General features: G+C 73.8%; 24 protein-coding genes. 8 read left to right on the top strand and 16 right to left on the bottom strand.

Annotated features, from left to right (window positions below; translation table 11 throughout):
• From A6Q81_RS14295 to A6Q81_RS14285, 3 genes are all read right to left on the bottom strand, one after another.
• On the bottom strand, positions 1-216 hold a 216-nt coding region (locus tag A6Q81_RS14295), incomplete at its 3' end, for a hypothetical protein (protein WP_286690875.1).
• A 25-nt stretch (positions 217-241) separates the two neighbouring features.
• Entirely contained in the window at positions 242-835 is a 594-nt protein-coding gene (locus A6Q81_RS14290) for a TetR/AcrR family transcriptional regulator (RefSeq protein ID WP_067856123.1), read from the bottom strand.
• A 71-nt stretch (positions 836-906) separates the two neighbouring features.
• Entirely contained in the window at positions 907-1,308 is a 402-nt protein-coding gene (locus tag A6Q81_RS14285; protein ID WP_067856125.1) for a nuclear transport factor 2 family protein, read from the bottom strand.
• Between the two features lie 155 nt (positions 1,309-1,463).
• Here A6Q81_RS14285 and A6Q81_RS14280 point away from each other — a divergent pair, with 155 nt between their 5' ends.
• A complete protein-coding gene (locus A6Q81_RS14280; RefSeq protein ID WP_286690874.1) occupies positions 1,464-2,474 on the top strand; it encodes an NAD(P)H-dependent flavin oxidoreductase in 1,011 nt (336 codons plus the stop codon).
• 73 nt (positions 2,475-2,547) lie between these two features.
• Here the strand turns inward: A6Q81_RS14280 and A6Q81_RS14275 are convergent, their stop codons facing one another.
• Positions 2,548-2,835, bottom strand: coding sequence for a hypothetical protein (locus tag A6Q81_RS14275; protein WP_067856131.1), 288 nt, complete (start codon positions 2,833-2,835; stop codon positions 2,548-2,550).
• 162 nt (positions 2,836-2,997) lie between these two features.
• Here A6Q81_RS14275 and A6Q81_RS14270 point away from each other — a divergent pair, with 162 nt between their 5' ends.
• Positions 2,998-4,236: a Fic family protein gene (locus A6Q81_RS14270; protein WP_067856134.1), complete on the top strand. Its 1,239-nt coding sequence runs from the start codon at positions 2,998-3,000 to the stop codon at positions 4,234-4,236.
• 47 nt (positions 4,237-4,283) lie between these two features.
• Positions 4,284-4,586: a hypothetical protein gene (locus A6Q81_RS14265; protein ID WP_067856137.1), complete on the top strand. Its 303-nt coding sequence runs from the start codon at positions 4,284-4,286 to the stop codon at positions 4,584-4,586.
• A 21-nt stretch (positions 4,587-4,607) separates the two neighbouring features.
• Here the strand turns inward: A6Q81_RS14265 and arfB are convergent, their stop codons facing one another.
• The gene (arfB, locus tag A6Q81_RS14260; RefSeq protein ID WP_067856139.1) at positions 4,608-5,027 is read right to left on the bottom strand and encodes an alternative ribosome rescue aminoacyl-tRNA hydrolase ArfB; all 420 of its coding nucleotides are present in this window, start codon (positions 5,025-5,027) and stop codon (positions 4,608-4,610) included.
• Positions 5,028-5,047: 20 nt separating this feature from the next.
• Positions 5,048-5,992 (bottom strand): inositol monophosphatase family protein, encoded by a 945-nt coding sequence (locus tag A6Q81_RS14255; RefSeq protein ID WP_083516309.1) that lies wholly within the window; start codon positions 5,990-5,992, stop codon positions 5,048-5,050.
• A 103-nt stretch (positions 5,993-6,095) separates the two neighbouring features.
• Between A6Q81_RS14255 and A6Q81_RS14250 the strand changes: the two genes are divergently transcribed.
• Positions 6,096-6,398, top strand: a complete 303-nt coding sequence (locus tag A6Q81_RS14250) for a hypothetical protein (RefSeq protein ID WP_286690873.1) — start codon at positions 6,096-6,098, stop codon at positions 6,396-6,398.
• Positions 6,399-6,415: 17 nt separating this feature from the next.
• On the opposite strand, the gene rsgA is transcribed toward A6Q81_RS14250, so the two are convergent.
• The 5 genes from rsgA to A6Q81_RS14225 all read right to left on the bottom strand — a co-directional run bounded on the left by rsgA (position 6,416) and on the right by A6Q81_RS14225 (position 10,877).
• The gene (gene rsgA, locus A6Q81_RS14245; RefSeq protein WP_286690872.1) at positions 6,416-7,297 is read right to left on the bottom strand and encodes a ribosome small subunit-dependent GTPase A; all 882 of its coding nucleotides are present in this window, start codon (positions 7,295-7,297) and stop codon (positions 6,416-6,418) included.
• A complete protein-coding gene (gene aroA / locus A6Q81_RS14240; RefSeq protein ID WP_067856148.1) occupies positions 7,294-8,571 on the bottom strand; it encodes a 3-phosphoshikimate 1-carboxyvinyltransferase in 1,278 nt (425 codons plus the stop codon). Before aroA ends, rsgA begins: the two co-directional genes overlap by 4 nt.
• A 64-nt stretch (positions 8,572-8,635) precedes the next feature.
• Complete coding sequence (locus A6Q81_RS14235) at positions 8,636-9,121, bottom strand: DoxX family protein (RefSeq protein ID WP_067856151.1); 486 nt, start codon at positions 9,119-9,121, stop codon at positions 8,636-8,638.
• Positions 9,122-9,192: 71 nt separating this feature from the next.
• Positions 9,193-9,540 carry a hypothetical protein gene (locus A6Q81_RS14230; RefSeq protein ID WP_286690871.1) on the bottom strand — a complete coding sequence of 116 codons (348 nt, stop codon included), beginning with the start codon at positions 9,538-9,540 and terminating at the stop codon, positions 9,193-9,195.
• Positions 9,537-10,877, bottom strand: a complete 1,341-nt coding sequence (locus A6Q81_RS14225; protein ID WP_286690870.1) for a sigma-70 family RNA polymerase sigma factor — start codon at positions 10,875-10,877, stop codon at positions 9,537-9,539. The genes A6Q81_RS14230 and A6Q81_RS14225 overlap by 4 nt, the downstream gene beginning before the upstream one ends.
• Positions 10,878-11,033: 156 nt before the next feature.
• Between A6Q81_RS14225 and A6Q81_RS14220 the strand changes: the two genes are divergently transcribed.
• The 4 genes from A6Q81_RS14220 (at position 11,034) to rsrA (ending at position 13,650) form a co-directional block, all read left to right on the top strand.
• Positions 11,034-11,684, top strand: a complete 651-nt coding sequence (locus tag A6Q81_RS14220; protein ID WP_067856157.1) for a hypothetical protein — start codon at positions 11,034-11,036, stop codon at positions 11,682-11,684.
• 64 nt (positions 11,685-11,748) lie between these two features.
• Positions 11,749-12,480 carry an SOS response-associated peptidase gene (locus tag A6Q81_RS14215; protein WP_067856159.1) on the top strand — a complete coding sequence of 244 codons (732 nt, stop codon included), beginning with the start codon at positions 11,749-11,751 and terminating at the stop codon, positions 12,478-12,480.
• 175 nt (positions 12,481-12,655) lie between these two features.
• Positions 12,656-13,363 (top strand): sigma-70 family RNA polymerase sigma factor, encoded by a 708-nt coding sequence (locus tag A6Q81_RS14210; RefSeq protein WP_286690869.1) that lies wholly within the window; start codon positions 12,656-12,658, stop codon positions 13,361-13,363.
• The gene (gene rsrA / locus A6Q81_RS14205) at positions 13,360-13,650 is read left to right on the top strand and encodes a mycothiol system anti-sigma-R factor (RefSeq protein WP_067856161.1); all 291 of its coding nucleotides are present in this window, start codon (positions 13,360-13,362) and stop codon (positions 13,648-13,650) included. Before A6Q81_RS14210 ends, rsrA begins: the two co-directional genes overlap by 4 nt.
• Positions 13,651-14,346: 696 nt before the next feature.
• On the opposite strand, the gene A6Q81_RS17400 is transcribed toward rsrA, so the two are convergent.
• From A6Q81_RS17400 to A6Q81_RS14185, 5 genes are all read right to left on the bottom strand, one after another.
• Positions 14,347-14,421 (bottom strand): 50S ribosomal protein bL37, encoded by a 75-nt coding sequence (locus A6Q81_RS17400; protein WP_369797015.1) that lies wholly within the window; start codon positions 14,419-14,421, stop codon positions 14,347-14,349.
• A gap of 87 nt (positions 14,422-14,508) precedes the next feature.
• Positions 14,509-14,877, bottom strand: a complete 369-nt coding sequence (locus tag A6Q81_RS14200) for a thioesterase family protein (RefSeq protein WP_286690868.1) — start codon at positions 14,875-14,877, stop codon at positions 14,509-14,511.
• A 30-nt stretch (positions 14,878-14,907) separates the two neighbouring features.
• Positions 14,908-16,689, bottom strand: a complete 1,782-nt coding sequence (locus A6Q81_RS14195; RefSeq protein ID WP_067856167.1) for an ABC transporter ATP-binding protein — start codon at positions 16,687-16,689, stop codon at positions 14,908-14,910.
• A complete protein-coding gene (locus A6Q81_RS14190) occupies positions 16,686-18,419 on the bottom strand; it encodes an ABC transporter transmembrane domain-containing protein (protein WP_286690867.1) in 1,734 nt (577 codons plus the stop codon). The genes A6Q81_RS14195 and A6Q81_RS14190 overlap by 4 nt, the downstream gene beginning before the upstream one ends.
• 65 nt (positions 18,420-18,484) lie before the next feature.
• Entirely contained in the window at positions 18,485-20,215 is a 1,731-nt protein-coding gene (locus A6Q81_RS14185) for an acetolactate synthase (protein WP_286690866.1), read from the bottom strand.
• Positions 20,216-20,234: the final 19 nt, after the last annotated feature.

Genomic DNA, 20,234 nt, shown 5'->3' with positions numbered 1-20,234 from the left:
CTCCAGCACGGCCAGGCGCAGCGTGTCGGCGTCGGTGGTGCCGAGGATGCCGGCCACGCGCTCGACGCCCACGACGGCGGCGACGACGGTCGCGTCCGTCTCGGGGCCCTGTGCCTGCCGGTCGCAGTGCTGCAGCACCAGCGCGGTCGCCTCGCCCAGGGTCGCGTCGGCGGCCGGCGCGCGACCGCCCGCGCCGCCGAGGTCCCCAGGTCTCATGGGGTCGATCGTGCCAAACGAGGGGTCACGTGGGGTCCGCGGGCGACTGTGGGGTGAGCAGCGGCGCTGCCGACAGGCTGGTCATCACGCGGCGGGCGAGGGTCGGACCGTCCTCCTCGCCGCGCCGGTCGTCGACCTGCTTCAGCACGAAGACGGCCATCCAGGCCGTCGCGGCGACGCCCACGTCGTCGGCCGCGACCCCACGCCGCGCAGCCAGGGCGACGCACAGCTGCTCGTAGGCCTCGGAGAGCCACTCGAGGAGGCGTCCGTGCAGCCGTGCGTTGGCGTCGGTGAGCTCGCGGAAGCGGTCGGAGTAGGGGTTCGCGCCTCGGGTGTGCTCGAGCAGGGCCACGAGCGCGTGCCCCAGGGCCGTCTCCGTGTCCTCCTCGGCGGGCCGGCCGGTCAGCTCGTCGGCCATGAGTCCGGGGTCGCCGAGGAACGCCGTCCCGAGCTGCTCCTTCGTCGGGAAGTAGCGGTACAGGGTCGAGATGCCGACGCCGGCACGCTGGGCCACGTCCTCCAAGGTCGTCGACTCGTAGCCCTGCTCGAGGAACATCTGCATCGCGGTCGTGGCGAGCAGCTGCCGGGTGCGCGCCGCGTTGATCTCGCGCAGTCCCATGACGTCACCGTAAGCGACCTGGCGGCCCCTGCACAGGTCAACCGACCGCCGGTGGGAGCAGCGTGCCGGTGTCAGGCCAGTCGACGCAGGGTCGCGCCCATCTCCTCGACGAGGGCGGTCAGGCCCTGGAGAGGTCGCACCATCACGGTAAACTCGACGAGCCGGTCGTCGGGGCCCCAGCGCAGCATGTCCACGCCGTGCACCTGCTTGCCGCCCACCTCGGTGGTGAACTCCAGCACCGCGGACTCCTCGTCCCACAGCTGGCGGTGGTAGGCCAGGTGCGGTCCGAGCACCTCGAGCGCGGCGCGCAGGTAGAGCGTCGTCGTGGCCCGGCCCTCCTGGGGCGTGTGGACGGCCGGCGAGCGGAAGACGACGGCGTCGGCGAGCAGGGCGTCGAGCCGCTCGAGGTCACCGGTGCGCACGACCTCGTGCCAGGCGTCGACGGCGGCGGGACGGTCGGGGGACGGGCTCATCGTGCTCCTCTGGTGCCTCGGGTGTGGGCTGCGTCACGCGGGGGTGCCGCGGGCTGCGGCCCCCGCTAGGGTGGTCTCACTGTATGCAATCAGTTGCATAGTTCGCCAGCGGGCCGGGTCGTCGTGCCCACCCGCCGAGTCCCGAGGAGACCCCCGTGGCCCTGCCCGAGATCCTGCGCCGTCCGCTCAGCCTGCCCGTCGTCGCGTCGCCGATGTTCATCGTGTCCGGGCCCGAGATGGTCGTGGCCCAGTGCACGTCCGGCATCGTCGGCTCGTTCCCCGCCCTCAACGCTCGCCCGGCGTCGCTGCTGACCGACTGGCTCAGCCAGATCACCGAGCAGAACGCGTCGTTCGCCGCTGCGAACCCCGACCGCCCGGTCGCGCCGTTCGCCGTGAACCAGATCGTCCACCGGTCCAACGACCGGCTCGAGCACGACCTCCAGCTCTGCGTCGACCACCAGGTGCCGATCGTCATCACCTCGCTCGGCGCTCGGGAGGACGTGAACGAGGCCGTCCACTCCTACGGCGGCATCGTCCTGCACGACGTGATCAACGACCGGTTCGCGCACAAGGCGATCGAGAAGGGCGCCGACGGGCTGATCGCCGTGGCTGCGGGAGCCGGTGGCCACGCCGGCACCCAGTCGCCGTTCGCCCTGGTGCGCGAGATCCGACGCTGGTTCGACGGTCCGGTGCTGCTCTCGGGCGCCATCGCGCACGGGCGCTCGGTCCTGGCCGCCCAGGTGGCCGGGGCCGACCTCGCCTACGTCGGCAGCGCGTTCCTCTCGACGCACGAGGCGAACGCCGCGGAGGAGTACAAGGACATGATCGTGTCGTCGTCGGCTGCCGACATCGTCTACAGCAACCTCTTCACCGGCGTGCACGGCAATTACCTGCGCGGCAGCATCGTCGCCGCCGGTCTCGACCCCGACGCGCTGCCGGAGTCCGACCCCACGGCCATGGACTTCGGCACGGGTGACGATGACGACCAGCCGAAGGCGAAGGCCTGGCGTGACATCTGGGGCTCCGGACAGGGGGTCGGCGCGATCGACCAGCGTCGGTCGGTCGCCGAGCTCGTCACGCAGCTGCGTGCCGAGTACGACGAGGCCCTCGCCGCGCCGATCTGGGACGGTCGCCGCGAGCTCAGCCTGGCTCCTGCTCCCGCCTGACCCGCGTCGGGACCACGCGACAGCGCCGCCACGGCCTCCGGGCCATGGCGGCGCTGTCGTGCTCGCGTGGGTGTCAGCCCGCGACGCGGTCCTGCTGCGCGAGGGCGCCGCGCTGACGCTCGGGCTGGGCGTGGTCGAGCCGGCGCGAGCGAGGGTCGATGAGTCGGACGATGCCGCTGCCGCGGAATGCGTCGCCCACGTTGTCGGCCTCGATGGCCACCACGTCGCCGTGACCCGTGCTCGTGCCCAGGGCGCGCAGCCCCGGACGACCGAGGGCGCCGATGGCCTCGACGACGGCGCGGACCGTGGCGGCGTCGCGCACGGCGTGGAACGTGACGGTGGGGGTGGGGAAGGTCGACATGTCCGGCTCCTGTCGCGCAGGGGTGGGTGGGGGTAACTCCCAATCTAAAGCACAAGTTGTTCACCGGCACGTCGGGCTGAACAACTTCGCCATGAACTGGTTCACTCCGCCGCACGCCGACCCTCGGACGGACGCGGGTGGGGAGACCGGGAGAATGAGCCCGTGGACGACGCGGAGCGGGACTGGGCGCCGCACGCCCGCGTCGAGGTGCCGTGGCGACAGCAGGTCGAGCGTGGTCCGCGCGCCGACCGGCTGCTGCGCAGCATCGAGGTCCGGGTGCCTCCGCGCATCGCGGAGGCGGAGCACGTCGCCGACCGTCCGCTGGCCACGTCGATGGCGAACGCCCTGGCCGGGCTGCGTCAGCTCGACGGCAGCCACGGGCGGCGTCTGCGCTCGTTGAACCAGCTGCTGCTGCGCACCGAGTCCGTCGCCTCGTCGAAGATCGAGGACGTCGAGGCCAGCCTCGTCGACTACGGTCGCGCCGTCCTGGGCGCGCGCTCCAGCGCGTCGGCGGTCTCGATGGCAGCCGCCACCGACGCCCTGGCCGACGTCGTGACCCAGGCCGACGTCTCCGGCGTCATCGGGCTGACGTCCTTGCGCGACGCGCACGCGGTGCTGTTTCGGCGCAGCGTCGACCAGCAGCACCACGCCGGTCGCTTCCGGACCGTGCAGAACTGGATCGGGGGATCGGACTACACGCCGCGCAACGCGCTGTACGTGCCGCCACCGCCCGACCTCGTGCCCGGGCTGCTGGAGGACCTCGTCGCCTTCGCCAACCGCGACGACGTGCCGGTGCTGGTCCAGGCCGCCGTCGTGCACGCCCAGTTCGAGTCGATCCACCCGTTCGTCGACGGCAACGGTCGGATCGGGCGGACGCTCGTCCACGCGGTGCTGCGTCGCCGGCGCGTGACCCGGCACCTCACGGTCCCGCTCGCGTCGGCGCTCGTCGCCCACCGTGAGAGCTACTTCGACGCGCTCGGCGACTACCGCGAGGGCCTGGCGCGCCCGATCGTCGCCATGCTCACCGCCGCCGTCATCGTCGCGACCCACGAGAGCCGGCGCACGGCCACGCACCTCCACGAGATCCGCACCGACTGGGACGCCCGGCTGGGTCCCGTCCGCCGGGGCTCGCCGGTGCACCGCGTGCTGATCGCGCTGCCGGAGCACCCCACGGTGACGGTCCTCGGTCTCGCGGACTCGCTGGGCCTCGAGCGCGACGAGGTGGGGGCGGCCGTCGACGCCCTGCACGCCGTGCAGATCCTGGAGCCGGCGCCGCGCGGACTCGGCGACCGTCGCCGTGGGCGGTGGGAGGACCGGGTGTGGGCGGCCCGCGACATCCTCGACGAGCTGGCCGACCTCGACCAGCGCATCGTCGCCGTCAGCAGGCTGCGCGACGGCTGACGCGGTCCGCGGTCGCGCGGGGGAGCAGGCGGGGCCAGGATGGACGGATGGCCGACCCGACGGAGGACAGCATGAGCGAGCAGGCCCACCAGCCCGGCCAGGAGGTCGAGGCCGACGATCCCGGCGTGCCGAACGACCCGCCCGGGCCCGACGTGCCGCAGGACGCGGGCCCGAGCCTCTCGCCCGACGTCCCCGCACCGCCGCTGGCCGAGCAGCCCGAGGGCACGAGCGAGGTCGACGGCGCCGACCCCCACCGCGGCGAGACCGAGCCGGGGCAGGCCGACGACGAGACGCAGACGGCGCCGGGCGCGGGTGGCGACGAGCAGGGCGACCACGACCGGCCCGACTGAACCCCACGACTGACCCGCGGCTCAGCCGGCGTCGCCCGGCCCGGGCCGTCGTCGTGTCCGCTTGACGTCGCCCCGGCGCTTCTTCGCGTCCACGCGACGACGCTGCGAGGCGCGGGTCGGGCGGGTGGCGCGCCGGGGGCGCGGGGGCACCACCGCGGCGGCCACGAGCTGCTCGAGACGCACGCGGACGGCCTCCCGGTTGCGGTGCTGCGAGCGGTACTGCGAGGAGGCGAGGGTGAGGGTCCCGTCGACGAGACGGGTTCGCAGCCGCTCCTCGGCGAGCACGCGCTGCGCGTCCGAGAGCGCTCGCGAGCGGCGCAGGTCCCACGTCACCTCGACGCGGGTGTCGCTGGTGTTCACGTGCTGACCGCCAGGACCCGACGACCGGCTGAACCTCCAGGTCAGCTCCTCGTCGGGGATGCGGAGACGGTCGTCAGCCACGACCGTCGCGCTCCGCAGGCTCAGGTCGCATCGGAGCCACCGCGGGAGCGGGAGAAGTCGATCCGGCTCACCGTGCCGCCCGACGACGGGCGGTCCGTGCCGCGACCGTCGCTCGCGCCTGCCACGTCGTCCTCGTCGGCGCCGTCGTCGTCGCTCGAGTCGTCGGGGAAGTGCCCGAGGTAGGCCATCGCCGCGTCGTGCAGCCGCCCGTTCGTGGCGACGGCGTTCGCGCCCCACGGTCCGTCGGTGCCGTCGAGGGCGGTGAACCGACCGCCTGCCTCCCGGACGATGACGTCGAGGGCAGCCATGTCCCACAGCTTCAGCTCGGGCTCCGCGGCGATGTCGACGGCTCCCTCGGCCACCAGCATGTAGGACCAGAAGTCGCCGTACGCGCGGGTGCGCCAGCAGCGTCGCGCGAGCGCCCAGAAGGCGTCGGCCTTGTCGATCTGCTCCCAGGACGGTGCCGAGCTGAACGACAGCGAGGCGGCCGAGAGGTCGCAGACCTGCGAGCAACGGATCTGCCGGGCGTGCATGAACGACTTGCCGGTGTAGGCGCCCGCGCCCTTGGAGGCCCACCACCGCCGGCCCAGCGCCGGGGCGGAGACGAGGCCGGCGACGATCTCACCGTCCTCCTCCAGCGCCACGAGCGTGGCCCACACCGGGACGCCGCGGACGAAGTTCGACGTGCCGTCGATCGGGTCGATGATCCAGCGGCGCTCGTGGGAGCCCGTGGAGCCGAGCTCCTCGCCCTGCTCCTCGCCGAGGACGACGTCGCGCGTGCGGGCCGACTTGAGGACGCGGCGGATGGCCGCCTCCACCGCCTGGTCGGACTCGGTCACGTAGCTCATGTCGGGCTTGGTGGACACCTCGAGGTCGATCGCGCCGAACCGGTCCATCGACAGGTTGTCGGCGGTGTCGGCCAGCACGTGCGCGAGCCGCACGTCGTCGTTCCAGGAGTGCGTCATGTTCGCAGGGTAACGGCGACGCCCGACGCGCCCGACGTGGCCAGGGGTGACCGGTGCCGCGTGGCACTACCGTGGCGGCGGTGGAGCAGGTGAGGGGGAGCAGGTGAGCAGGAGCAGCCGAGGTCGGCGGCTGGTGGCGGGTCTCGCGCTGCTCGCGTGGCCGGTCGGGCCCTGGCTCGGCGCCCTCGCGTTCGTCAGCAGCCTGACCCTCATGGGCGAGCCGCCCGACGCGGACGACCGTCGACGGGCGGACCTGTTCCTGCTGGGCTGTGCGGTCGTCTCGGTCGGCCTGCCCGCGCTGGCGCTCGTGCTCGCACGCGACGTGCGGGTGCTGCGCGTGCTGGGTGTCGTGCTGCTCGCCGTGACGGCGCTGCTCGTGCCGGTGCTCGTCGTCCTGGTCGGGTGACCCGGACCGGCGCCGGCTCACCAGCTGGTGGTGTCCTTCGCCGCCACGATGCGTCGGAACGACTCCACCCGGGCTGCCGGCACGGTGCCTGCGGCCACGGCGAGGTCCAGCGCGCACTCCGGCTCGGTCGCGGCGTGGGTGCACCCCCGCGGGCAGTCGCGGCTCGCGTCGTCGAGGTCGGGGAACGCCCGCAGCACGTCGGCGACCTCGACGTGCGCGAGCCCGAACGAGCGGAAGCCCGGCGTGTCGATGATCCATCCACCGCGCCCACCGGTCGTGGCGTCGTCGAGCTCGATCGCGAGCGCCGACGTCGACGTGTGCCGACCGCGGCCGGTCACCTCGTTCACGTGGCTCACCGCGCGGCCCGTCCCGGGGACCAGGGCGTTGACCAGCGTCGACTTGCCGACGCCGCTGTGCCCGATGAACACGCTGACGCGGCCGGCGATCGCCTCGCGCAGCTCGTCGAGGTTCTCGAGCCCGTCCGCGCCCCGTCGGGTGACGACGGCGCGCACGTCGAGGGGACGGAGCAGGTCGAGGATGGGGTCGGCGGGGCCGAGGTCTGACTTCGTGAGGCACACGAGCGGCTCCATGCCGGCCTCGAACGCGGCGACGAGGCAGCGGTCGATGAGCCCGGGCCGCGGGGGCGGGTCGGCCAGGGCGCCGACCACGCGGACCCGGTCGCCGACCACGACGCCCTGACGGCCGAGCGGCCGGGACTTCATGGCGGTGACGAGCGGCTCCTCCGGCGTCGTGTCGAGCAGGCGCAGCGTGTAGCGGCCGCGGTCGATCGTGACGACCCGTGCCACGGGGGCGTCGTCGTAGGACGGGCGGTCCTTGGTGCGCGGACGCGTGCGACGACGCGGTCGGTCGAACCCGGCGTGCTCGTCGTCCTGCCTCACGCGACCAGCCGCTCCCACACCGGCGCGAAGTTCGGGTACGTCTTCACCGTGGTCGAGACGTTCTCGACGAACAGCTCCGGCACGCGCAGCGCGAGGACCACGGCCGCGTGCGCCATGCGGTGGTCGTCGTAGGTCTCGAAGATCGCTCCGTGCAGGGGGCGCGGTCGGATCTCGAGGCCGTCCTCGGTCTCGGTGACGTCGCCGCCCAGCCGGTTCAGCTCGGTCGCGAGGGCTGCCAGACGGTCGGTCTCGTGGCCCCGCAGGTGCGCGACGCCCCGCAGCCGTGACGGGCCGTCGGCGAGCGCCGCGAGGGCCGCCACCACAGGCGTCAGCTCGCCGACGTCGTGCAGGTCGAGGTCGACGCCCTGGATGCTGGAGCCACCGTGGAAGACGAGGTCGGCCCCGTCGCGCTCGACGCTGCCGCCGAACGCCTCGACGAGCGCGCGCCACGCGTCGCCGGCCTGCTGCGTCCGCTCGGGCCAGCCACGGACTCGCATGCGTCCGCCGGTGGCGACAGCGGCGGCGACGAAGACGCCCGCGTTGGAGAGGTCCGGCTCGATCTCGACGTCGAGGGCACGGATCGGCCCGGGCGCGACGACCCACCGGTCGGGGGTGGAGTCGTCGACCTCGACGCCGCGGCGGCGCAGCTCGTGCACGGTCATCTCGACGTGCGGGAGCGACGGGAGGGTCGCGCCGACGTGGCGCAGGTCGAGGCCGTTCGCGAAGGCGGGTGCTGCGAGCAGGAGCGCCGACACGAACTGGCTGGAGGCCGACGCGTCGACCTCGAGCGGGCCGCCCTCGACCACGCCGGTGCCGCGCACGACGAAGGGAAGGGCACCTCGGCCCTCGTCGTCGACCTCGACGCCGAGGGCGCGGAGGGTGGCGATCGTCTGGCCCATGGGCCGCCGACGGGCGTGCGGGTCGCCGTCGAAGGTCGCGGGCGCGGACCGCAGCGCGGCGAGGGGCGGGACGAAGCGCATGACGGTGCCGGCCAGCCCGCAGTCGACGCTGACGGGCGCGGTGCTGGTGCGGTCGAGCGGGGTGACCCGCCAGGTCATGCCGTCCTTCTCGACCTGCGCGCCGAGCGACGTCAGGGCGGCCGCCATGAGCTGCGTGTCGCGGGAGCCCAGCGGCCGGGTCAGCGTCGACGGACCGTCGGCGAGCGCCGCCAGCACGAGGGCCCGGTTGGTCAGCGACTTCGAGCCGGGCACGAGGACCTGCGCGTCGACGGGCGTGTCTCGGGTGGGGGCGAGCCAGGGCAGCGGGGCGTTCATCACGCGCCACTCTAGTGGGGACGGGCCGTGGCGCCGCAGCGCGCGGCGACCACGGCCGTCGCGCTCACGGACGCAGGTCGTCGATGCGCTCCGCGACGGCGTCGGCTGCGTCGACGACCTTGTTCTTGGCGCGGGTGCCGATGAACTTCTTGTGCGGGTCGGGGTCGAGCGTGCTCATGAGCAGGCCGCCGATGAGCGAGACGTTCTTGAGGAAGTGGATCGTCTGGTTCTGCCGCGACGCCGGGTCGGACTCGTTCCAGAACGGGTGCCCCACCGCGGTGGTCGGGACGAGGGTGCCGGCGAGCACGGCCGCCGAGAGGCGCGGGAAGTGACCGGTGGCCAGCGCCGCGCCCGCGACGACGTGCACGGCGCCGTTCACGCGGACGAGATTCGTCGGCGACGTCTGGAGCTGCGGCGCGGTGCGTCCGAGCGCGTCGGCGACGGGCTCGGCCTTGGGGCCCATGGCCGACGCGTGGCGCAGGGCGTTCACACCCCCGTACACGAACATCGACGCGAGCAGGGGACGGGCGAGGGTGCGCAGGACGGTCATGGACCCATCATGCCAACGTCGCCAGGTTCCACAACGCCAGCGCGGAGGCGCATCGTGATCCAGCGCGCAGGTCAGAGCGGCAGGATCCAGCTGCCCGAGCTGAAGCGCACGGTGTCGTTGTCCGAGCGCGGGTCCTCGGGGGCGGTGATGCGGATCGTGCCGGCCGGGGCCGCGCCGGCCACCTTGAAGGGGAAGGTGCCGCCCTGGCCGGCCGGCATCAGCCTGCTGCAGCTGAGGGCGGTGATGCGGTCGTTGCGCGACGCGTCGCACGTCCAGCCGCCGCCCGGCACGCCCCGGAAGGTCGCGGAGCGGTCGAAGGCGATGGAGATCGTGACGGTGCGTGCCACGGGGTTGGTGCCGCCGTCGGCGGTGATCGGCACGATGATGCGCCGCTGCAGGTAGGTGCTGTCGTTGGTCACCGAGGGTGTCCCGAGGCCGAAGTCGGTGGACGTGACCGGCGGCGGCCGTCGGGCGCCGTGGTCGGTGGCGTGGTGGGTGCGGTGCTCGGCTCCTCGACCGGCGCGGGGTCGGCGGACCCTGCCTCCTGCGACGGCTCCGGTGTCGGGGTGGCGAACACCGGCGGGGCGGTGCCGGGCTCGGGCGAGGGCGTCGGGGTGGGTGAGGCCGACGCCACGACCGAGGGCTGGTCGGACCGCACGAGGTCGGTGCCCCCGACCACGACCCCGGTGGTGAGCGCGCCCGTGACCACCGTCGTGGCGACGACCGCGGGCGTGCCGACGGTGGCGGCGGTCGCGGCGGCGGCCTGCGCGGGGACCAGGGCCACGCGCGCGACCTGGGCGACGACGGCCGACGTGAGCATGGACGCACCCGCGTACCCGCCGGCGGCGACGAACCCGCCGCCCGCCGCCACGCTCGTGGCTGCCGTGCCGCTGGCCGCCGCGGACCCGGCCGAGGCCATCGCGCTGCCGGCCGCCAGGCTCCCGGCGCCGGCGATCGCGGTGGCCGCGACGCCCGTCGCCCCGAGGTAGCCGGCGGCAGCCGGACCCAGGACGGCGGGGGCGAGGAGCCCGCGCAGGTTCTGGTTGACCTCGACGAGCTCGAGGTGGACCCCGGTGCACCGGCGGCAGCCGTCGAGGTGCTCGTCGACCTTCGCCGTGTCGCGCGGCGACAGCGTCTGACGGACGTAGCCGCCGAGCAGGGGGGTGACACGACGGCAGGTGTCGTCGGTCGTCGTGGCCGCGTGGCTCTCGAGGTAGGCGGCGCGCAGCCCCTCGCGGGCACGGTAGGCAAGGGCGGAGACGGCGTTCGGGCTCATGCCGAGCAGCGGGGCGACGGCAGCGGGCTTCTGGCCCTCGACCTCGACGTGCCAGAGGACGAGCTGCCACCGCTCGGGAAGGGACGCGAACGCGCGGGCCGCCGCGTCGTTCTCGAACGCGATGCTCACCGCGTCCTCGAAGGGCACGCCACGGTCGAGCACGGCGTCGTCGTCGGTCGGCCGGGTGCGGGAGGTCGCACGGACCCGGTCGACGTGCAGACGCCGCACCGAGGTCAGGAGGTAGGCGCGGAACGCCTCGTCGGGCCCGCGGCCGTCCTGCAGCACAGCGAGGACCTTGAGGAAGGCCTCGGAGACGAGGTCGTCGGCCTCGCCGGTCGTGAGGAGCTGGCGGGCGAGACGCGTCGCCGCCTGCACGTGACGCTGGAAGAGGACGGCGTAGGCGCTCGTGTCACCGGCGCGCACGGCGCGGATGAGCTCCGCGTCGCTGCTGTCCAGCGTCGTGGCCTGCGCGTCCCGCACGATCGTCTCCCTCGTCCAAGCTCCCGAGGTGTCCAACGAGCGAGCGGCCTCGACGTCACGACCGGCGGGACGGCTCGGAAAAAAAGTCGTCGGTACCGCGTCATGGAACGTCGGCCCATCCGTTCCTCCTGCGACCGACACGAGAGGGGGACCGACATGGAGGACACGCGACGCGCGGTAGCGCTGCTCGCCGACGCCGTCCGTGACGGTCGGACCGACGTCGAGGACGTTGCACACGTGGTGGGAGCGAGTGCAGCGCTCGACGGGTCCCCTCTCGACGAGGTGATCGACCTCGTCGAGGAGGCCTTCGACGGCGCCCCACGGCACGTGGCCGTGCGGGCGGCGTGCCTCGGGTGGGCCGAACGTGCCGTGGCACGGGTGCACGAGGCAGGCTGCGAGGACCCGTTGACGTCGTTGTCGACGGTCCCGCACCTGCACAGCAGGTTGGGTGACGTGTACCGCGCCGCCGCTGTCGAGGAGCAGCGCGCAGGCGACGGGCACGTGCTCGTGGTGGTCGACGTCGGCGTCGGACGGGCGAGGTCCTCGCTCGAGACGTCGGTGCGGGCCATCGAGGTGGGCCAGGTGCTCAGGTCGGTGTACCCGGGCGGCGAGACCGTCGCCCGGGTGGGACCGGGGCGCTTCGTGGTGGTGTCGGCGAGGGAGCGCGCCGATGCCACGACCCTCGCGCTCGTCGGTGTGCTTCTCGGGCGCACGCCGGCGGGTGGCGCGGCACCTCGGCTGTGGGTGGAGGAGCTTCCGCCCACGGCCGAGGACCTGCCGGGCCTGCTCCACGCGCTGTCGTCCTGACCGGCGGGGACGGGCCCCGCGTCGCTGAGACGCTGATGTCGGTGCACTGTGGGAGGCTCGGACCATGTGCGGCAGGTACGCGACCACCCGGACGTCCGCCGAGCTCGACGACGCGTTCGCGGCCGGTCTCGGCGACGGCGTCGAGCTGCCCGCGCCCGACTGGAACGTGGCGCCCACCAAGCAGGCGCCGCTGGTCGTGGGGCGCCGGCGCGACGACGCCGACGAGGCGGCCCCGCCGCGGCGCGAGCTGCACGCCGCCACGTGGGGACTCGTGCCCAGCTGGGCGAAGGACCGCTCGATCGGCAACCGGATGATCAACGCGCGGTCCGAGACGGTGGCCGAGAAGCCGGCGTTCCGTTCGGCGTTCGCGCGACGTCGGGCGATCGTGCCCGCCGACGGCTACTACGAGTGGTACGCGGGGGAGGGCCCAAAGGCGCCGAAGCAGCCGTTCTACATCACGGCGGCCGGCGACGGCGACGCCCGCGACGTGCTCGCCCTGGCGGGTCTGTACGAGTTCTGGCGCCCGTCGCGCGACGAGCCGTGGCTGCTCACCTTCACCATCCTCACGACCAGCGCGGAGGGTGCCGACGGCCTGTTGCACGACCGCGCCCCGCTCCTCGTGCGGCCCGAGGTCCGCGACACCTGGCTGGCTCCGATCGCCCGCCCGGCCGGCGAGCTCCTCGACCTGCTGGTCCCGGCCACGCCGGGCCGGCTCGAGGCGTGGCCCGTCAGCACCCAGGTGAACAACGTGCGCCACAACGGTCCGGAGCTCGTGGAGCCGCTGCCGGCCGAGTGAGGCGGGGCTGCTGCGTGGGCCCTCGGAATAGGGCGAGGGTGGGCACCGTTGTGATGCGTGTAAGGAGGCCGACATGCTCGCGTGCCCTGAGCGCACCACCACCAGCCCCCCGTCCTTGTCCGTCGACGTCGTCGCCCCAGGCGACCGTCGGACCGCGGGAGTAGGCTGGAGCACGATGACCGACACCCCAGAACGTTCCGCCAGGACCACGGAGGGCAGCCCCTCGGAGGGCACCGCGTCCGACCCGTCCGTCGACCTGCTCGCCGACGTGGTCGACTACAGCGACGTCGACGTCGCGACCGAGACGCCTGAGCAGCGCCAGGTCCGCTTCGAGGCCGAGGCGATGCCGTTCCTGAACCAGCTCTACTCGGCCGGTCTGCGCATGACGCGCAACCCGCAGGACGCCGAGGACCTCGTGCAGGAGACCTACGCGAAGGCGTTCAGCGCGTTCCACCAGTACAAGCCGGGCACGAACCTCAAGGCGTGGCTGTACCGGATCCTCACGAACACCTACATCAACTCCTACCGCAAGAAGCAGCGTCAGCCGCAGCAGGTCACCGACGAGATCGAGGACTGGCAGATCGCGGCGGCCGAGGCGCACTCGTCCTCGGGCCTGAAGTCCGCGGAGATGGAGGCGCTCGAGCGGCTGCCCGACAGCGACGTCAAGGACGCGCTGCAGGCGCTGCCCGAGGACTTCCGCTACGCGGTGTACCTGGCTGACGTCGAGGGCTTCCCGTACAAGGAGATCGCGGAGATCATGGGCACGCCCATCGGCACCGTGATGTCCCGTCTGCACCGTGGTCGACGTCAGTTGCGCGAGCTGCTGGCCGACTACGCCCGTGACCGCGGCATGGCCGTGGCGAGCGGGGTGAGCGACCAGTGAGCGCAGAGCCCACCGCCACCGGAGGCTGCGACGGCCCCGACTGCTCCAAGGCCCTCGAGAACCTCTACCTGTTCCTCGACTCGGAGATCGACAGCGCGAGCTGCGACGAGATCCAGGCGCACATCGACGACTGCAGCCAGTGCCTGACCGAGTACGACCTTGAGCGTCTCGTGAAGGCGCTCGTGCACCGCTCCTGCAGCGAGGTCGCCCCCGAGCCGCTGCGCGACAAGGTGCTCCTCTCGATCCGGGCCGTGCAGGTCCAGATCACCGAGTACCGCACCTCCTGACCCACCCACCGCCGCCCCTCCCCGTGCTCGGGGAGGGGCGTCGGGGCGTCTCCTGCGGCTGCGTGGGTGCGGGTTCGTGCTCGACCTGCGGCTGCGCTGGCGATCTGCGTTCGCGCCCCCTCAGCGGTGGATCTGCCACCGAATCGCCGTCGGCGGTGGGTCTGCCACCTGCTGAGCGCTGTACAGGTGGAGGATCCACCGCCGAAGGGGTCAGAGGTGGCAGTGCTTCTCCCTTCTCGTGGCACGTGCCACGAGAAGGGAGAAGCGCTGCCCACCCCACCCCCAAGGGCACCCACGATTCTTCCTTCGTGCGTTCGAGGTCGAACGCTTCTGCGTTGGTGACGGGATCCCGTAGGAAACGCAGAAGCCTTGAACACCGACGCACGAACGCAGAATCGTGCATCCACCCCCAGCACCAACCCGCCGCCCGAGACCCCAGACCAGCGCGGTCGCCAGCCGCCCGGTCGAGGCCCTTGCGGAGACCACACCCAGCGAAAGCCGAGGCAGCGCACCAGCAAGCCCGGACCTCCCGCGGCTGCGCACCAGCAGGTGGAGACCCCCTGCGGCAGCGCACCAGCAAGGCCAAGGCCCCGCGCAAGTCCAGCCCCCACGCGCGCAACACCCCGACGCGTCGAAGCCCCCGCCGGCGTGGGCCGGTGGGGGCTTCGATCGTCTGCGCTCGCGGGGAGCGTCAGGTCACGCGTTGGGGCGCTTGCCGTGGTTGGCGCCCTTCTTGCGACGCGCGCGGCGCTTGCGGCCGGTCTTACCCATGATGGTCCTCCTCAGACGTCCAGCGTCCATGGTCCCACACGGGCCCGCCGGCGCGGCACACGCCCTGGAGCGACGGGTCGGGGAGGGTCAGGGAGTGGGCAGGCGCGACAGGAAGCGCTCACGGTCGACGACGACGCGCCGGACCTCGCCATGGGCGACGATCGTCCCGTGGGCGTCGTGCGCGGCCACCCGGAACCGCAGGAGCCGGCCGTCCTCGTAGGTGACGTCGGCGGTCGCGGTCACCGTCGCGCCGACGGGGCTGGCGGCCACGTGCTCGACCTCGACGCGGGTGCCGACGCTCGTGCGGTGCTCGTCCAGGTCGAGCGCTGCGCGGGTGGCCTCCTCGAGCCAGGCCAGCAGCCGAGGAGTGGCGAGCACGGCGAGGTCCCCGCTGCCGAGGGCGGCGGCGGTGTCGGCGTCGCCCACCACGTGGGTCACGGTCGCGGTGCGGGGCATGGGTCCTCCTGGGTCAGCGGACGGGTCGGGTCAAGCCTGCCCGACGGGCTGCTCGCCGGTGTCGGACCACGCCGCCCACAGCTGCGCGTAGCGCCCGCCGGCGCGCAGGAGCGTCTCGTGCGAGCCCTCCTCGACGACGGCACCGTCCTCCATCACGAGCACGCGGTCGGCGGTCCGGGCCTGGGTGAGCCGGTGCGCGATGACCAGTGCCGCCCGACCGTGCGTGACCGCGGCGGCCGCCTGCTCGAGCTCGCGGGCGCCCGACGAGCCGGCCTCCGCCGTCGCCTCGTCGAGCACGACCACCTGCGGGTCGAGCAGGGCGACGCGGCTGAGGGCGAGCTGCTGCGTCTGGGCCGGGGTGAGCGGGTGCCCGAGGTCGCCGACCACGGTGTCCAGGCCGTGGGGGAGCGCGCGGGCCCAGCCGGCGGCGTCGGTGGTCGCGAGGGCGCTCCACAGCGCGTCGTCGTCGGCGTCGGCCCGGGCCAGCAGCAGGTTGTCGCGCAGGCTGCCGGCGAACACGTGCACCTCCTGCGACACGAGGGCCACGTGCCGGCGCACGACGGGCTCGGGTGCCGTGGTCACGTCGAGCGCGCCGAGCCGGACGTGGCCTCCGGTGGGCCGCAGCGTCCCGGCCGCGATGCCGCCGAGCGTCGACTTGCCGGCGCCCGTCGCACCGACGACGGCGACGTGCTCGCCGGGCTGGATCGTCAGGTCGACGGGGGCGAGCACGGGCCGGCCGGTCTCGTACGCGTGGTGCACGCCCTGCAGCGTGAGCACCGGCTCGGGCCCCGCGTCGACCGGCGCGACGTCGCGCGGCGGGATGAGCGCGACCCCGGCCAGGCGCGCGAGGGCGGCACCACTGGCCTGTGCGGCGTCGAAGACGTAGAGCACCGCACCGATCGGGTTGAACAGCCGGTGGAAGAAGAGCGCCGCGGCCGTCGCGTCACCGACGCTGGCGGAGCCGGTGCTGACGAGGGCGTACCCCGTCGCCAGGACGACGACGAGCCCGACGCACTCCGACGCGTTCATGCGGGCGCCGAGCCGCGTGTAGAGGCGGAAGACGTCGAGCGTGATCGCGACGGCGTCGCCGGAACGTCGCTCCACCCGCTCGAGGGCGATGTCCTCGACACCGAACGCACGCAGCGTCGGCGCGTCGCGCACGCCGGTCACGAGCACCTCGGCGCGCGCGCCCTCGGCCGTGCGCTCGGCCCGGTAGTACGGGATCGAGCGCGGCAGGTACCACCGCATGCCGAGCACGTAGCCCGGCGCGGCAGCGAGACCTGCCAAGCCCAGCCGCCAGTCGAGCGTGAAGAGGCCGCCGACGGTGAAGGCGATCGCCGAGACCGACGTGAGGAGCATCGGGATGGCCTCGTCGAGCGACTCGGTGACGCGCCGCACGTCGTCGCCCACGCGTCCGAGGACGTCGCCGACGCCGGCCGCCTCGAGCTGCTGGGAGTCGAGGTGGAGGGCTCGGTCGAGCACCTCCTCGCGCAGCTCCGCCAGGGCGGGTGCCACCGTCCTGGCGAGCGCTGCCGTCGACACGGTGGTCGACACCGCGGCGACGACCGCGGCGGCCAGCATGACGGCGACCGGCGCGAGCACCTCTGCGAAGGTGCCGTCGTCACGCACGACGTCGACGACGCGGCCGATCATGAGCACCGGCACGATGCCGGCGAAGCCGGTCACCAGGAAGGCGGCCACGGTCAGCGCCAGGCTGCCTCGACGCGCGCGCAGCAGACGCCACGCGACGCGCGTGGTGCTGCGACCGTCGGCGACCGGCAGGAGCTGGTCGGCGTGCTGGGTCTGGCTCATCGCTCGACCGCCTCGCGGTAGTCGGCGTCGCGGAGCAGGTCCAGGTGCGTGCCCTCGGCGACCACGCGTCCACCGCGCACGACGAGCACGCGGTCGGCGGCGCGCAGCAGGGCCGGGCTGGAGGTCAGCACGAGGGTGGACCGTCCGGTGCGCAGACGTCGCACCCCGTCGGCCACGGCCTGCTCGGTCACGGCGTCGACGGCGCTCGTCGGGTCCTGCAGGACGACGACGGGTCGGTCGGTAGCCAGGGCGCGCGCCAGGGCGAGCCGCTGCCGCTGGCCGCCGGAGAGGCTGCTGCCGCCGGCGCGGACCGGGCGGTCCAGCCCGTCGGGGTGCAGACGGACGACGTCGTCGGCGGCCGAGGCGGTGAGGGCCGGGGCGAGCGCGTCGTCGTCGTGCTGCCCGCCCGGGTCGACGGTGGTGCGCAGCGTGCCCTCCGTGATGCCGCCGTGGTGCGCGACGACGAGCAGGTGCCGGCGACGTCCGGCCACGGACAGCTCGGCGAGGTCGACGTCGCCGAGGCGCGCGCGTCCGGAGTCGAGGTCGAGGTCGCCGGAGAGCAGGGCCACCAGGGCGTCGGAGACCGCAGGCTCGTCGACCGCGACGGCGACGAGCTCGTCGTGGCGCAGGTGCAGGCTGAGCCCGTCGAGCGGACCTGCCACGACGTCGTCGAGCACGAGCTCGGGCCGGTCCTGGCTGGGCGCGCGACCTCCGGGTGCGAGGACGCGAGGCGTCGCGAGGAAGTCGACGATGCGCGCGGCTGACGCGCGCGACGCCGCGAACTGCGCGCTCACGTCGCCGAGACCGCGCAGCGGCTCGGCGAGGAACTGCGTGAGGCCGACCAGCGCGATCAGCTCGCCGAGGCTGATGTCGCCGTCGAGGGCGCGACGTCCGGCGAGCAGCGCGACCGCGGCGAGCAGCAGGCCGCTGAGCGCGGTGGTGAAGCCGTCGAGGTAGCCCCAGGACCGGGCGACGGCGACGGTGTCGTCGCTCGCCCGGGTGCTCGCGGCACGGTAGCGACGCAGGGCCACGTCCTCGCCGCCGATGCCCTTGAGCGGGCGCAGGCCCTCGAGCAGGTCGGCCGCGAGTCCCGAGGCGGCCGCCGTGCTCTCCTGCTGCCGGGCGGTGCGGCGTGCGACCAGCGGGGCGAGCGCCTGGATCGCGACGAGCACGGCGGGCACCCCGAGCAGGATGAGCAGGCCCAGCACGACGTCGACGCGGAGCACGTACGCGGCCGTCACGAGCACTGCGACGAGGGACGCGATCGCGTAGCCGAGCTGGTGCAGGGCCATCGGCACGAGGTCGGCGTCGGACGTCGCGATCGAGAGGGTCTCGCCGGCGAGCCGGTCGGTCCGCGCGCCCCGGGGGTGCAGCACGTGCCCCGCGACCTCGACGCGCAGCGCGTGCGCCTCGCGCTCGATGCCCTGCTTGATGAAGCGCGCACCGAAGCGGTAGCCGTTGCTGAGCACCACGAAGAGCGCGACGAGCACGCCGAGCGTCCAGGCGAGGTCGCCGAGACCGCCGCCGTCGACGGCCTGGTCGACGACGAGCCCGATGACGACGGGCACGAGGGTCTCGCTGAGCTGCCAGAGCGTCAGCAGGGGATAGCCGCGGCCGAGCTCGCGTCCGTTGCGGCGCAGCGCCCGGCGGAGCAGGGCACCGGCGGTGGCCGGCGCGGTGGTGGGTGCGTCGGGCGACGTCGTGCTCGTGCCGCGTCCACGTCGTCCCATGCGAGTGAGGTTAGCCTAACTCGTCGTCGTCCCGACCGGCGGTCGCGACGACGACGGGCCGTGGCTCACACGCCGTGCGTGGTGCGCGGGTACTCCGCGGACACGTCGGTCATGACGTTCACGAGGTAGGGCACGCCCGACGCGAACGCGCGGTCGAGCGCCGGCCCGATCTGCGCGGGGTCGGTCACCATCTCGCCACCGCCGCCGAGCGCGGTGACGACCTGGTCGTAGCGCGTGTGCGGTGCGAGGTCGGCGGCGACGTCGTAGCCGTAGAGCATCTGCATGGGGCTCTTCTCCAGCCCCCACGCGGAGTTGTTGCCGACGACCATGACGACGGGCAGGTCGTGGCGCACGAGGGTGTCGACGTCCATGAGCGACATGCCGGCGGCGCCGTCGCCGAACAGCACGACGACCTGGCTCGAAGGTCGCGTGATGCGGGCCGCCATGGCGGCGCCCATGCCGGCGCCCAGGCAGCCGTAGGGTCCGGGGTCGAGCCAGCCGCCGGGTCGCTGCGGCTCGACGAACTTCCCGGCGAACGACACGAAGTCGCCGCCGTCGCCGATGACGACGGCGTCGTCGGCGAGGCGGGGGAGCAGCTCGCCGTAGATCCGTGCCGGGTGGATGGGGTCACTGGCCGACGCGAGCAGGTCGACGTCGCGCGCGGCCGCGGCGGAGACGAGGTCCTGCAGCTGGCCGAGCCAGGACGACCAGTCCGGCCGGGAGCCGGGCGCCGACTGCAGTGCGGCCAGGATGCCGTCGAGCACGAGCGTCAGGTCGCCGGCGGCCGACCCGGCGAGGTCGGCGTGGGTCGAGAGCTGGCCGGGGGAGTCGGCGAGGTGGACGACCCGCGCCGGCGTGGCGCCGTCCTTGCCCCCGAAGACGCCGTAGCCGAGACGGAAGTCGAGCGGCGTGCCGGCGACGACGACGAGGTCGGCCCCCGAGAACGCGGCGGAGCGGGCCTTGGTGACGAGCTGGGGGTGGCCACCCGGCAGGAGCCCGCGACCCATGCCGTTGGCGATGACGGGGATGCCGGTCTCGGCGGCGAAGCGCGACGCGGCGTCCTCGGCGCCGTCGGCCCAGACGTCGGTCCCGAGGACGAGCACGGGGTGGTGGGCGTCCTGCAGGAGTCGAGCGACGCGGTTCAGGTCGTCGGCGTCGGGCTGCAGGGGAGCCCGGTCCGGACCCGTGGCGGCGCCCAGGGGTCCGGCGTTGAAGAACTCGTCCATCGGGACGTCGACGAAGGTCGGCCCGCGGTGCGAGGACCCGGCGCGGTTGAACGCCTCGTGGACGGTGGGGGCGATGTCGGCGAGGGTGTGCGCGGTGGCCGCCCACGTCGAGACGGTCTCGAAGATCGGCGGGTGGTCGAGCTCCTGCAGGGTGCCCATGCCCCAGCGGCCGGCCGGGGCGCGGCCGCCGACGACCACGAGCGGCGACCCGGCGAAGTGGGCCTGCGCGACCGGGCTGACGCCGTTGGTGACGCCCGGGCCGGCCGTGAGCACGGCGAGGCCCGGGGTGCGGGTCAGCTTGCCGACGGCCTCGGCGGCGAACACGGCGGTCGGCTCGTGCCGTACGTCGATGATGGGCATCGGGTCGTCGGCGGTGACCGCGGCGTCGTACATGGGGAACACGTGGGCGCCGGAGAGCGTGAACATGGCCTGCACGCCGTGGGCGCGGGCCACCTCGAGCGCGTGGACTCCCCCGTGCGCGGAGCGCACATCATCTGCACTGTGTGCAGTGGGGGCGGAGCTCTCGCCGTCGGCGTCAGGGGTGGCCGCGGACTCGTCGGTCTGTGACATGGCTCGCACGCTACTGCAC

Source organism: Aeromicrobium sp. REDSEA-S38_B2, from assembly GCF_001628525.1.
Taxonomy (GTDB): domain Bacteria; phylum Actinomycetota; class Actinomycetes; order Propionibacteriales; family Nocardioidaceae; genus Aeromicrobium; species Aeromicrobium erythreum.
Note: the sequence above shows the minus strand (reverse complement) of the source record. Positions and strands in the feature narration are given on the sequence as shown.

What these genes read in the sequence shown, in the direction of transcription:
- A6Q81_RS14210 (WP_286690869.1), top strand. Translation starts at nt 12,656, where the DNA reads ATGACCGACACCCCAGAACGTTCCGCCAGGACCACGGAGGGCAGCCCC.
- A6Q81_RS14290 (WP_067856123.1), bottom strand. Translation starts at nt 835, where the DNA reads ATGGGACTGCGCGAGATCAACGCGGCGCGCACCCGGCAGCTGCTCGCC.
- A6Q81_RS14185 (WP_286690866.1), bottom strand. Translation starts at nt 20,215, where the DNA reads ATGTCACAGACCGACGAGTCCGCGGCCACCCCTGACGCCGACGGCGAG.
- A6Q81_RS14195 (WP_067856167.1), bottom strand. Translation starts at nt 16,689, where the DNA reads ATGAGCCAGACCCAGCACGCCGACCAGCTCCTGCCGGTCGCCGACGGT.
- A6Q81_RS14190 (WP_286690867.1), bottom strand. Translation starts at nt 18,419, where the DNA reads ATGGGACGACGTGGACGCGGCACGAGCACGACGTCGCCCGACGCACCC.
- A6Q81_RS14255 (WP_083516309.1), bottom strand. Translation starts at nt 5,992, where the DNA reads ATGACGCACTCCTGGAACGACGACGTGCGGCTCGCGCACGTGCTGGCC.
- A6Q81_RS14235 (WP_067856151.1), bottom strand. Translation starts at nt 9,121, where the DNA reads ATGACCGTCCTGCGCACCCTCGCCCGTCCCCTGCTCGCGTCGATGTTC.
- A6Q81_RS14265 (WP_067856137.1), top strand. Translation starts at nt 4,284, where the DNA reads ATGGCCGACCCGACGGAGGACAGCATGAGCGAGCAGGCCCACCAGCCC.
- A6Q81_RS14220 (WP_067856157.1), top strand. Translation starts at nt 11,034, where the DNA reads ATGGAGGACACGCGACGCGCGGTAGCGCTGCTCGCCGACGCCGTCCGT.
- A6Q81_RS14285 (WP_067856125.1), bottom strand. Translation starts at nt 1,308, where the DNA reads ATGAGCCCGTCCCCCGACCGTCCCGCCGCCGTCGACGCCTGGCACGAG.
- A6Q81_RS14200 (WP_286690868.1), bottom strand. Translation starts at nt 14,877, where the DNA reads ATGCCCCGCACCGCGACCGTGACCCACGTGGTGGGCGACGCCGACACC.
- aroA (WP_067856148.1), bottom strand. Translation starts at nt 8,571, where the DNA reads ATGAACGCCCCGCTGCCCTGGCTCGCCCCCACCCGAGACACGCCCGTC.
- A6Q81_RS14215 (WP_067856159.1), top strand. Translation starts at nt 11,749, where the DNA reads ATGTGCGGCAGGTACGCGACCACCCGGACGTCCGCCGAGCTCGACGAC.
- A6Q81_RS14275 (WP_067856131.1), bottom strand. Translation starts at nt 2,835, where the DNA reads ATGTCGACCTTCCCCACCCCCACCGTCACGTTCCACGCCGTGCGCGAC.